Raw genomic sequence first — 11,381 nt, 5'->3', positions numbered from 1 at the left:
TTGATAGCAGTTGATTCTTCAATAGTAGCACTAACTTCTTCAACACTACTTGCTTGCTCACTCGCACCTTCTGCTAATCCTGTAGCTGAATCACTAATCTCTGTTGATGCACTTACCACCTGTTCATTCGCTTCCATAATAGACTTAACAGCAGTTATAATAGGCTTTGTAATACTTAGGATTAGATAAATTGCTAAAGCTGTACCAATAATTAAAGATATTATTAGACCAGTAATCATTAAAGATGATGCAGCTGAAAGATCAGTTGCTGACTCCTCTGCAATTTTTTCTGTATTATCCATTGCAATGTGAGCTGTTTCCTGTGCAGCGTGTAATACTTCGTCTGCCACTTCACCACGCAATTTATTCACTTTTTGTAAATCTAACCAATTTTTTATAAATCCATCAACTGCACTTTGATACTCTAAAGTTGCTTCTTTCATTGTGTCCATAATTTTTTGACCACCGGGAAGTTTAGCAGCATTACGCATTTTTTGTACAAGTGCAAATATTTTTGGAAAGTTTTTCTGTGCATCATAGATGTATTGAGGGTCTCTTAAAGCCTGAGCTTTAAAAGTTTTAATTCTTGTATCGTTACCTAAGTTTATTACTTCGGACATTTCAACAATTTTATTAGTTCTGTCTTTGATATTTTTTAAATCTCTATCAGCATAATGTTTTGGTAAACGATCCGTTTGTCTGTTTACGAAATCAGTAGCCGTTTTCATATACAATGTTGCCGCTTCATCAAGATGTTTTCTGTAATCATCCATTTTTGAATCAAGCTCTTCGGTTTTATTAACCAGCTCTTCATACTCTATTACGTGTTCACGAGCTCTTGCTTCAAGTTTTGTTAATGTAGGTAACGAATACTTCACTGCATGAGCTTTAGCATCATCTAAATATTTTTTTACTTGCTCTAAACTTTTTCTACCAGAGTCTAAGTAGTTTTTATCTTCACTTAGTGAATAACCTCTGATATCATACATAGTTAAAAGAGAATAGCGCTCCACATTATTCCCTACTGCTACTTCTGGTACATATACGTGAGATAATTTCTGAGCACCTTGCTCAACACTTTTCATATTTATTATGGCCACACTTCCTAAAACCAAAGTGATAAGTAATAAAATAGAAAACCCTAAACTGATTTTTACTTTTAATGTCATGTTTTTCATTGCTCTGCCGCTTTCACTGAATTGTCTTCCCCTTCTAGTTTACTTATATTTAACAACTCATCAGCCTCAAAAATCTTTTCAAGATTTAGAAGCATTATAACTTCGTTATCAACCTCCGCAACACTTTCAATAAATGAAGTGTCAATACCACTTCCAAAGCTAGGAGAATCTGATATATTTTTAGAGTCAATAGATAATACATCTTCAACATTATCAACAATGAAACCTATTGAAACTTTATTAACTTCATAGATAATTATGGCACTTTCCATATCCATCTCTTTTTCTTCCATACCGAATTTTAGTCTTACGTCAACTACAGGTATAACTGAACCGCGTAAATTTATAACCCCTTTTACATAAACAGGTGTTTTTGGTATATGTGTTATGTTTATTGGAGCTATTATCTCTTTAATTCTTGAGATGTCTACACCGTATTGTTCACCATCTACAAAGAACGTAAGATACCTACTTGAAGTATTTAACTGTTTTGTTTGTTCTTGCTCACTCATAATTTATAGTCCTAACACCATCTTCATGGCTTTTACAAGTTTTTCATCACTAAATGGTTTAACAAGCCATCCAGTAACACCTATCTCTTTCCCTTTTGCTTTCATCTCTGCAGAGCTCTCAGTAGTTAAGATCAAAATAGGTTTATTTTTAAACTTATCATTTTGTTTTAGTTCTGCAGATAGATCCAAACCGTTAAGTTGTGGCATATTGATATCACTAATAAGCAGATCATAATCTTCCACTCCACTTAAAAGTGCATCTCTTAATTCTGCCGGGTTTAGGTATGTTTTAAGTGAAATCACTCCACTGTTTACAAGATCTTCTAAAGCCATCTCGGCTGTTGCCAAAATTGTTTTAGAATCATCCACTAAAATTATTTTTTTAGACACAGGTATCCTCCTTTAAAGCTAAAATTACTAAAACAGTTCAAAATCATCTTCATCCTCCTCAATTTTTTCTTTTTCAAATATAGCCTCAATCTGCAAACATGAACTTAACAGAGATGAATCTAAGTAGTGAATGTCGTTTGCCTCTTGTTTTATAAAAATATTCTCTCTCCATGATGATAGATCATTTAGCAGATGCAGTGAAAGGGTTGTGAACTTTTTAACTTCTTTTTCCTGCATCTGTTCTTGTTTAATATTTTTAATAGCATTTGCCAATGTTTTAAGAGCGTATGCCAAGTGTTGAAAATGTACAAGCATCTCTATAACATCTACATATTCCAAGATTTCTTCAGATAATAAACTTGTAGTTTCTGTAGATGGATTCTCTTCAAAACTAATGAGTGCTTCATCTATTCTGTCTTCAAGTTCTGAGAGATCTTCTAATTTATTTACAAGTTCGATCGCAGTTGATTCGACAAATTCGGCAGCACTTATCTTATTAAAGTGTGTTTTTGCAAGTATAGATTTAGTTTCGTCGTCAAGTTTAGACACATTTGAGTTTTTCTCTATTTTTGAAATATCTGTAAGTTTTAGAGAGAGCTTATGATTACTAACTTTGTAGTTAGTCCCGCTGCTGTATTTGTTTATTAGATTATTTACGATATTTTCACTCATATAGTCAAGAGGTTGAAGTGTTAAGTACATGTTTTCATCATCAGTTTCTTTAACAACTTCGCATTCACGATTATTTAAAAACATCCAAGATGTAAATGCATAAATAAGATCTATTGACTCGCTAATACCGTTATATCTTTCAAAATAGCTACTGCTGAAATAATCCCAAAATTCTAGTTTTGATTCGTTAGAGTCAAGTTTAAATGTAATGTAACGTCTATTTATATCGTTATCAAAAAGGTTTATCGCGTCACTATAGAAGCTTTGCTCTTTTTTTAGTTTTGCAAGGTCTATATAGTTAGTTACTCTTTGTGTAAGTAGTTTTATATCTGTAGAACTGCTTATAGAGTCTTTTATACCTATATCGAGTAGGGCATTTTGAATCTCAAGGGTGATTTCATTATAAATACTGATGATTATTATATTTGGATTGTCCACTTTAAATTTTTCAAGATTATCAACAGACTCCATACTCGAGTCAATAAATAAAATTTCGAAATAACGTTTTGAAATTAGTCCTAAAGCGTCTTCAATAGTCTCTGCTTTAGTTATATATATGTTGGGAAAATCTTCAAGTACAGATATAAGAGATGATTTGTCTGTATTTTCATTGTTTACTAATAAGACACTAAACATATTATCCCCACTAATATAAGATTCTTTAATTAATTCTACATAATTATGATTGATTTAAAACTTAAATTCGAAGAAGAGTTTAGTGTTTGAGGCTTTCTTTTACTAAATCATAGGCTTCTTGTATTATTTGAAACCTTTTTGTATATAGATTTACTGTCTCAACACCTTTATTGGAAACTTTATCAGGGTGATACTGTCTAAGCATTTTTCTATAGTTATCTTTTATCTCTTTGCTTGTACTGTTTGGAGTAATTCCAAGTACTTTAAAAGATTTCTGTAGTTTTTGTTTATATATCTCTTCTTCTGATTTTATTTCATGCCCATGAAGTTTGGAAAAGTTTAAACTATGAGTTATAAATATAACTGATACACCTGAGATTTTTTTTCTACTAAGTAAGCTTTTTAAAATTGCAAGCTCATATTTTGTTGTAATTTTAATTTTGAAAATTCTTCTCTCCATGCTAAATGAGATAGAATTTTTAAATAGTTTCTCAAATGTATCTATGATCATTGGGTGATACTCGTTACATCTAATTTTTAGCTCATTATTAGTGTTTATATGATCTATCGTTATGCTGATTGTCTTTTCTATATGTTTATTGTTTGTATTTATTATATGGATAGGAAGAGATAGATTTTTGCTAAGTTGTTTAAAGTTGATAGAACCTTTGTATTCATTACTCTTGTAAAAGATTTTGTATGCCCATTTAAGCAGGTATCTTTTTCTTATAAGTTCGTCTTGAGTGTTGGATACAACTGTTAAGTTTGAAAGATATTTAACATTTTTAAAGCTGTTTTTTATAAAGTGCATCATAGGAAAGAGGTTGGATGAATCATCTCTTATTCTAAATACAATTGCATTTTTTTCTAAAGATATATGCATGAAATCTCCCAGAAATAACAAACTTTTAGTTTTGTTACAGCAAAAAACATACCAATATATACTCTTAATAAGTTTAAATAAAAATAGTGTAGAATATATGAGTAGATCAAATTCTACACTATTTTGTGAGGATGGTTAGGTTTGTATAAAAAATATTTTTACACATTATTCTTACTGTTTTTAGCTTTTTTAATTCTCTCCAACGAGAATGCAAAAGAGATCATTGCCGGTATTACCATATTTTTAATAGGTATGGTTTTTATGGAAGATGGTTTCAAACTCTTTAGCGGTGGAGTGCTTGAAAAAGTACTTAAAAAAAGTACGTCAACTCTTCCGAAGTCTATTTTTTCCGGATTTTTAGCAACATCAGTTGTGCAAAGCTCATCTTTACTTACAATTATAGTTATATCTTTTTTAAGTGCCGAGCTTATTACACTTAGCGGTGCGGTTGGTGTAATATTTGGCTCAAACATAGGTACTACAACAACAGCCTGGATAGTTTCAAGTTTCGGTGTAAAGATAGATATAGCAAAATATGCCCTTCCTATGATCAGTTTTGGAGTTGTTTTTAGTTTTAACAAGGAAAAGTCTTATAAAGGTTTTGGAAATATTTTACTTGGTCTTGGTTTTGTATTTTTAGGAATCGCTTATATGAAAAGCGGTTTCGATTCTCTAAAAGATGCTATCGATTTGGCATCTTTATCTTTAGATGGGTATTTGGGTGTTATTGTTTATGTGGCTGTAGGTGCCTTGGCTACCATTATAATTCAATCAAGTTCGGCTACCATGGCTCTGATCATTACGGCATTGGCAGTAGGTCAAATAGAGTATTACAATGCCTTGGCACTGGCTATTGGAGCAAATATAGGTACTACGGTTACGGCTATCATAGGTTCTATAAAATCAAATAACAATGCAAAAAGGTTAGCAGTAGCACATCTGATCTTTAATGTAGTTACTGCCGTAGTGGCTATTGTATTTTTATATCAGTTAGCAGATTTTGTACAGTATCTCTCAATAAAAGTAGGCATAGCTAAAGAAGATTATATACTTCAACTTGCACTGTTTCATACAATATTTAATGTCCTTGGAGTATTGCTTGTATCTCCATTTACAAATATTTTGGTTAGATATCTAAAGTCTATATTTAAAGAAAAAGATACTCAAGTAAAAGCAAAATATTTAGATGAAGCAGTTGTACACTCACCAGAAGCCGCTTTTAGCGCAGTTAAAAAAGAGGTAGAACATCTTTACGATAATGCAATAGAGGTTATCTCTCATGCCTTGTCACTGCACCGTCATAAATATATAGGCAGTGATGATATATCTTGTGTTATAGAGGAATCAAACGAAACTATAGATACAGATATAAATAAATATTACGAAGAGAATATTAAAAATCTTTATAGTGAAATACTATATTTTGCTACACTTGCCCAAGAAGAGATGGACCCGGAACAAAAAGATGAAGTTTATAGGCTAAAAACAGCTTGTAGAAATATTGTTGAAGCTATCAAAGATGTAAGAGAGTTGCAAAAAAATATAGATAAATATCTTCACGGAAAAAATGAGTTCGTTAGAAATGAATATAATAATCTTAGAAAAAATATTGCTAAAACGATTGATATTTTATATCATGCAAGAAGTTTAAGTGATGATTTAGATGTTGTCTCTAAAATAAAAGATCTAAGAAATGATATGCAACACTTTGACTATATACAAAACGGTAAAATAGACACTTTGATCCGTGAGCATAAGATAGATTCAAAATCTGCTACATCACTTATAAATGACAACTCTTTTACATATACAATATCGAATAACCTTATAGAGTCAGCTATTACACTTTGGATTAATGATAAAGATATCAGAACATTAGGAAGGCATAGATAATGGCTATAGAGAAACTGTTTAAAAAAGTAGAAAAGTTTTTTAGCAAGGAAAAAGAGTTCCAAGAAAAGGAACAGAAGAAAAAAGAAAAGCTGACAAAAACTATTGAAGAAAAGATAGAATCTCTTAAATTAAAAATAGAAGAGAGTGATAACAAGTCAAAGAAAAAAGAACATAAAAAGCAAATAGAACTACTAAAAAAATTTTTAGAAGATTTAAAAGGGGGTATAGATTGAGGTTAGTTAAGATTGAGAATATAGTTTTTGTAATATGTATATTGTTTTTAAGTGTAGTAATGTATACGGAATATACAATAAAAAGGGATATGTATAAAGATGAAAAGATATATGATTTAAAGCTTCAGTACAAAGACAAAATTTTATTTAATGATAAGATAATCGATGCTTTACTTGATGAGCTGTTTGAAGATAAAGTTATGAAACAGATCCTAGCTGAATCAAATGCAGGAAAAAATAAACAAAAAAACAGAGAAAAACTTTATTTATCTTACAAAAAGAAATTTGAAGATTTTAAAAAAAGAGGAATTGGACAGTTCCAGTTTCATTTGGCAAACGGTGATAGTTTTATCAGGTTTCATAAGCCTGAAAAGTATGGAGACAGTTTACTTTTTAGAAATAGTATTCGTAAAGTTATAAAAACTCATGAAAAAGAGATTGGATTTGAAATAGGCAGGTATTTTGAGGGTTTTAGATATATATATCCTATATTTTTAGAAGGTAAATATATTGGTAGTGTTGAAGCCTCAATAGAGACATCTGAAATGTTAAAGCAGATGAAAAACATGTTAGATTCCAACTATAATGTAGTTTTAAAATCTACAGAATTAGCTAAAAGTGTTTTGAAAAAAAAGATAAACAGCAATTATCATAAGTTTTGTGGACATGATGATTATTTAATGGCTAATCCAACACATATAGATAATATAGATTTAAAAAGTATTTTAAAAGGTGTAGACAGAAAACTTAAAACATCTATAGATAAAAAAGACGCTTTTGCAGAATTTGCCAAAGACAAAGGGCATATACTACATACTATAGTCTTTATACCTATAGTTGATGTAAATGAGAAAAATGTTGGTTATTTCTTTTCTATAAGAGAGGATAATACTATACAAAAAATTGAGCTACTACAGATCTTTAAGTTCATTATTTCACTTATTTTGTTCTCGATAATATTATATTTTTACAAACAAAGTAAAGCAAAAACAAAAACTATTGAGCAGTTAAATAAAGCAATAGACCTTACAACTTTAGTTTCTAAGACAGATCTAAAAGGTAGGATAACATATGTAAATGATGCCTTTGAAAAACTATCTGGATATACAAAAGATGAATTGATGGGTAAACCTCATAGTATCGTTCGAGAGCCTTCTATGCCAAAGTCTGCTTTTAAAGATATGTGGACAACTATACAAAATAAAAAGATGTGGCAAGGTACGATTACAAATAGAAAAAAAGATGGTTCTACATACACGGTAAGTGCTAATATTATGCCAATTTTAAATGTTAATGGAAAAATTAAAGAATATATAGCAATTAGACACGATATAACTGAACTTGAAAAATATAAAGAGATTTTAAAAGAACAGCTTGATGATAGAAGCAAGTCTTTAGAAGAAAATATAAATTATACAAAACAGTATGAGGAAGCCATAAACGGTTCTACAGCAGTTTTAAAAACAGATACAAATAATATTATAGAGTATGCGAATGAGCAGTTTTGTAAACTAAGCGGCTATAGAAAAGATGAATTAATTGGTAGAAACTGTAGAGAGTTACGCCATGAAAATCATATTAGAATGGGTGATTGTGATAAGTTGATAGAGAGACTTAAAAATAAAGAGGTAGTATCTATAGTATTTACAAATGTGGCAAAAGATAAAAGTCTTTACTTCTTAGATACTCTTGTATACCCAATCATTAACTTAGATGGTAAGGTAACTGAACATTTACATCTTATGCACGATATTAGTGAGATAATAAATCTACATCAAGAGTTAGAAGATACTCAAAAAGAGATTATCTATAAGATGGGCGAGATAGGTGAGACAAGAAGTAAAGAGACAGGAAATCATGTAAAAAGAGTTGCTGAGTACTCACAACTATTGGCTAGCTTATATGGACTTAGTGAAAAAGATTCTGAAGTTTTAAGACTAGCCAGTCCTATGCACGATATTGGTAAGGTAGGGATACCTGATTCTGTACTTAAAAAGCCTGGTAAGTTAGATGCTGAGGAATGGGAGATTATGCAGACTCATGCAGAACTTGGATATGAGATGCTTAAACACTCAACAAGACCTATATTGCAAGCAGCCTCTATCGTAGCAGGACAACACCATGAAAAATTTGATGGTAGCGGTTATCCAAACGGTTTAAAAGCTGATGATATCCATATATATGGAAGAATAACAGCTATTGCAGATGTATTTGATGCATTAGGTTCTAATAGAGTATATAAACAAGCATGGGAATTAGATAAGATCCTTAATTTATTTGAAGAGGAAAAAGGTAAACACTTTGATCCAAAGCTGGTTGAGATATTCTTTGAAAATCTTGACAGCTTTTTAGAGATCAGAGATAAGTTTAAAGACTAAAAGAGTTAGTTCTTTAACTTATCTACTTTAGAGTAAAAAGCTTTTAAACCTAGCTCAGCTTTTTTATCCAGTTTATAAGATATACACTTAAGGTACTCTAGTATATCTTTCTCTTTTATACCTGTCCTTTCTGAAGCTCTAGAAAGTATGTAAGATGGTATTTTTATAGGTTTTACACCAAAGTTTTTTTCAATACTTTTATATGTTTTTTTATCTTTGTGGTAACTAAGTCGTGCAAATACGAACGGAAGATTATACTTTTGATTCCATAGCTTGGCCAAATCTATATGGTCGCCGCCGCTGAGGTAATATCTTAATGCCCTGTCACCTATAAGTACTTCACCCTCAACTCCTAAAATATCTACCAAAATATTTGAAGTAGCTGAGGCTTTATCTTTAGTATTTGTTTTGCTTGGAATTGCTATTACGCTCTGAACCTCTTTTCTAGCGATAATTCCTAGGTTTACAGTTTTATATTTTCTAGCACGTATACTCGATATAAAGGCAGCATCTACACGGCGGGCTAAAAATTTTTTATTTATAACTTGAGGTACACCACTATAGTAGCGCATGCTCATTTGTTGTTGGCTACTCTTTGTAAATCGTTTCATAAAAACGTGAAAGGGAAGTAAATTTAAATATTCTATTTTTCCAAAAACCATAAGTTGTATTATACATTGCTAATCTTATTTTTGATACAATTTCATGAATAAATAATTATAATTGGAAACTATTATGGTAAGAATAGAATTTTTAGGACCTATACAAAAAGAACCATTAGAACTTGATATAAAAAATCTGAAAGAACTTGCAACAATTTTACAAGACGATCAAGAGTTAAGTGAGTGGTTAAAAACTTCAGCGGTTGCTGTAAACGACACTTTGGTTTCTTCACTTGATATAGAATTAAAAGATGGAGATAAAGTATCTTTACTTCCTCCTGTATGTGGCGGATAAGATGTTAGAGTTATACGACGGATCTTTAGATGTGCCTGCAATACTAGAGAGATGGTATAAAGAAGAGGAAAAGAGTAACTACGGTGCATATATTCCTTTTATAGGTACGATCCGTGATGAAGATAACATAGACGGATTAAGTTTTGATGTATATGAGCCAATACTTGAATCATGGTATGAAGCCTGGGTACAAAAAGCTAAAGCCAAAGGTGCGATCATTAAAATGGCACATTCTCGTGGTGATGTGATGCTTCATGAATCATCATATATAGCTGCTGTTTTTTCACCTAAGAGAAGAGTTGCACTAGAGTTTATAGACGAATTTGTAGAAGATTTTAAAGCATCGGCTCCAATTTGGAAGTATGATTTAAAAGACGGTAAACGTATCTATGCAAAAGATCGTTCAACTGCAATAAAAGGGAGTGGATTATTGTCATGAGTTTATTAAACTATGAAACAAGTCAAAACATGCTCGAACTACTTAAAGTAAATAGTTCAAAAACACAAAATCTTCCTCTTAACGGTTCTTTAGGTTCTATTTTAGCTGAAGATATCGTCGCAAAATACAGTGAGCCAAGATTCCCGACAGCATCTATGGATGGTTATGCAATTAAGCATGCAGATCAAGAACTTGAGAGCATCTATATATTAGGTGATAATCCAGCAGGAAAAGATGAAACAAGAGTTATAAACAGCGGAGAGTGTATTAAGACCTTTACAGGTTCAAAAATGCCAGAGGGTGCAGATACTCTGATCCAAATAGAAAATGTATCTGTAGAAGACGACAAAATAATCATAAACGAAAAAGTATCTTTAAACTCATCTGTTCGTCCTGTTGCTGAGAGCTATGAAGCAGGAGATGTACTTATTAAAAAAGGTACAAAGATAGGTTTTGCTGAGATTGGTGTTATGGCAGCGTTGAATAAAGTTATGGTTAAGGTAGCACTTAAACCTCGTGTCGGTGTAATATCAACTGGTAGTGAGATACTTGACCTTGGAGAGGAAAGTGATAATCCGGCGCAAATAAGAAGCTCTAACAACTATACACTTGCAGCTTTATTTGAGCAAGCAGGAGCTGAAGCTGTACAACTTGGAACAGTTGGTGATGACAAAGATAAAATTATGCGTACATTTGAATCTGCTCTTGATGGTGTAGACATACTTGTAAGTACTGGTGGAGTTAGTGTAGGTGATTATGATTTTGTAAAAGATATAGTTCCACGCCTTGGTGCTGAGATTGTTTTTAAAGGTGTAGCTATAAAACCTGGTCGCCATATACTTGTAGCACAAAAAGGCGATAAGTTTATTATTGCACTTCCTGGTTTTGCTTACTCATCAACAGTAACAGCTATACTTTATGGACTTCCTCTTGTGTCTAAAATGCTTGGTAAGAAACATCCGTACAAAATTATAGAAGCAAAATTAGCACAAGATTTCCAAAAAAGAAGTAAGGCTACAGAGTTTACAGCTTGTAATGTTGTATTGGAAGACGGTGAGTATTATGTAAACTTTAAAGATAAAAAAGTTGGAAGCTCTGCGATACTTATTAACCTTTTAAACGAGAGTGCTTTGATGATAACCGGAGAAGAGGACGGAGATCTGGAAGAGGGTACTTTTGTAAACGTGATACTTTTGGATAGCTTTTAAAA

11 protein-coding genes and 1 pseudogene are annotated in these 11,381 nt (G+C 31.6%); 6 read left to right on the top strand and 6 right to left on the bottom strand.

Annotated features, from left to right (window positions below):
• The 5 genes and pseudogenes from ABZA65_RS11395 to ABZA65_RS11375 form a co-directional block, all read right to left on the bottom strand.
• A pseudogene (locus ABZA65_RS11395) lies at nucleotides 1–1,169 on the bottom strand (hypothetical protein); the annotation flags it as partial.
• Nucleotides 1,170–1,174: 5 nt separating this feature from the next.
• Entirely contained in the window at nucleotides 1,175–1,690 is a 516-nt protein-coding gene (locus ABZA65_RS11390; RefSeq protein WP_373073732.1) for a chemotaxis protein CheW, read from the bottom strand.
• A 3-nt stretch (nucleotides 1,691–1,693) separates the two neighbouring features.
• Entirely contained in the window at nucleotides 1,694–2,080 is a 387-nt protein-coding gene (locus ABZA65_RS11385; RefSeq protein WP_373073730.1) for a response regulator, read from the bottom strand.
• Between the two features lie 27 nt (nucleotides 2,081–2,107).
• Nucleotides 2,108–3,388: a hypothetical protein gene (locus ABZA65_RS11380; protein ID WP_373073728.1), complete on the bottom strand. Its 1,281-nt coding sequence runs from the start codon at nucleotides 3,386–3,388 to the stop codon at nucleotides 2,108–2,110.
• 79 nt (nucleotides 3,389–3,467) lie between these two features.
• Entirely contained in the window at nucleotides 3,468–4,271 is an 804-nt protein-coding gene (locus ABZA65_RS11375; protein WP_373073726.1) for a DnaJ domain-containing protein, read from the bottom strand.
• A 141-nt stretch (nucleotides 4,272–4,412) separates the two neighbouring features.
• Here ABZA65_RS11375 and ABZA65_RS11370 point away from each other — a divergent pair, with 141 nt between their 5' ends.
• The 3 genes from ABZA65_RS11370 to ABZA65_RS11360 are packed head-to-tail and all read left to right on the top strand — an operon-like array spanning nucleotide 4,413 to nucleotide 8,775.
• On the top strand, nucleotides 4,413–6,164 hold the full coding sequence (locus tag ABZA65_RS11370; RefSeq protein WP_373073724.1) for a Na/Pi cotransporter family protein: 1,752 nt from the start codon (nucleotides 4,413–4,415) through the stop codon (nucleotides 6,162–6,164).
• A complete protein-coding gene (locus ABZA65_RS11365; RefSeq protein WP_373073722.1) occupies nucleotides 6,164–6,397 on the top strand; it encodes a hypothetical protein in 234 nt (77 codons plus the stop codon). The genes ABZA65_RS11370 and ABZA65_RS11365 overlap by 1 nt, the downstream gene beginning before the upstream one ends.
• On the top strand, nucleotides 6,394–8,775 hold the full coding sequence (locus tag ABZA65_RS11360; protein WP_373073720.1) for a PAS domain S-box protein: 2,382 nt from the start codon (nucleotides 6,394–6,396) through the stop codon (nucleotides 8,773–8,775). Before ABZA65_RS11365 ends, ABZA65_RS11360 begins: the two co-directional genes overlap by 4 nt.
• Before the next feature lie 5 nt (nucleotides 8,776–8,780).
• Here the strand turns inward: ABZA65_RS11360 and ABZA65_RS11355 are convergent, their stop codons facing one another.
• The gene (locus ABZA65_RS11355) at nucleotides 8,781–9,437 is read right to left on the bottom strand and encodes an MqnA/MqnD/SBP family protein (RefSeq protein WP_373073718.1); all 657 of its coding nucleotides are present in this window, start codon (nucleotides 9,435–9,437) and stop codon (nucleotides 8,781–8,783) included.
• A gap of 73 nt (nucleotides 9,438–9,510) precedes the next feature.
• On the opposite strand from ABZA65_RS11355, the gene ABZA65_RS11350 reads away from it, so the two are divergent.
• Genes ABZA65_RS11350 through ABZA65_RS11340 form a run of 3 tightly spaced genes read left to right on the top strand, consistent with a single transcriptional unit; the run spans nucleotide 9,511 to nucleotide 11,379 of the window.
• Nucleotides 9,511–9,732, top strand: a complete 222-nt coding sequence (locus ABZA65_RS11350) for a MoaD/ThiS family protein (protein WP_373073716.1) — start codon at nucleotides 9,511–9,513, stop codon at nucleotides 9,730–9,732.
• 1 nt (nucleotide 9,733) lies between these two features.
• Nucleotides 9,734–10,171, top strand: coding sequence for a molybdenum cofactor biosynthesis protein MoaE (locus tag ABZA65_RS11345; RefSeq protein ID WP_373073714.1), 438 nt, complete (start codon nucleotides 9,734–9,736; stop codon nucleotides 10,169–10,171).
• Nucleotides 10,168–11,379 carry a molybdopterin molybdotransferase MoeA gene (locus tag ABZA65_RS11340; protein ID WP_373073712.1) on the top strand — a complete coding sequence of 404 codons (1,212 nt, stop codon included), beginning with the start codon at nucleotides 10,168–10,170 and terminating at the stop codon, nucleotides 11,377–11,379. Before ABZA65_RS11345 ends, ABZA65_RS11340 begins: the two co-directional genes overlap by 4 nt.
• Nucleotides 11,380–11,381 lie beyond the last annotated feature (2 nt).

It is taken from the genome of Sulfurimonas sp. (assembly GCF_041583195.1).
In the GTDB taxonomy this organism is placed as follows: Bacteria; Campylobacterota; Campylobacteria; order Campylobacterales; family Sulfurimonadaceae; genus Sulfurimonas.
Note: the sequence above shows the minus strand (reverse complement) of the source record. Positions and strands in the feature narration are given on the sequence as shown.

What these genes read in the sequence shown, in the direction of transcription:
- ABZA65_RS11355 (WP_373073718.1), bottom strand. Translation starts at nt 9,437, where the DNA reads ATGGTTTTTGGAAAAATAGAATATTTAAATTTACTTCCCTTTCACGTT.
- ABZA65_RS11390 (WP_373073732.1), bottom strand. Translation starts at nt 1,690, where the DNA reads ATGAGTGAGCAAGAACAAACAAAACAGTTAAATACTTCAAGTAGGTAT.
- ABZA65_RS11350 (WP_373073716.1), top strand. Translation starts at nt 9,511, where the DNA reads ATGGTAAGAATAGAATTTTTAGGACCTATACAAAAAGAACCATTAGAA.
- ABZA65_RS11380 (WP_373073728.1), bottom strand. Translation starts at nt 3,388, where the DNA reads ATGTTTAGTGTCTTATTAGTAAACAATGAAAATACAGACAAATCATCT.
- ABZA65_RS11340 (WP_373073712.1), top strand. Translation starts at nt 10,168, where the DNA reads ATGAGTTTATTAAACTATGAAACAAGTCAAAACATGCTCGAACTACTT.
- ABZA65_RS11365 (WP_373073722.1), top strand. Translation starts at nt 6,164, where the DNA reads ATGGCTATAGAGAAACTGTTTAAAAAAGTAGAAAAGTTTTTTAGCAAG.
- ABZA65_RS11375 (WP_373073726.1), bottom strand. Translation starts at nt 4,271, where the DNA reads ATGCATATATCTTTAGAAAAAAATGCAATTGTATTTAGAATAAGAGAT.
- ABZA65_RS11345 (WP_373073714.1), top strand. Translation starts at nt 9,734, where the DNA reads ATGTTAGAGTTATACGACGGATCTTTAGATGTGCCTGCAATACTAGAG.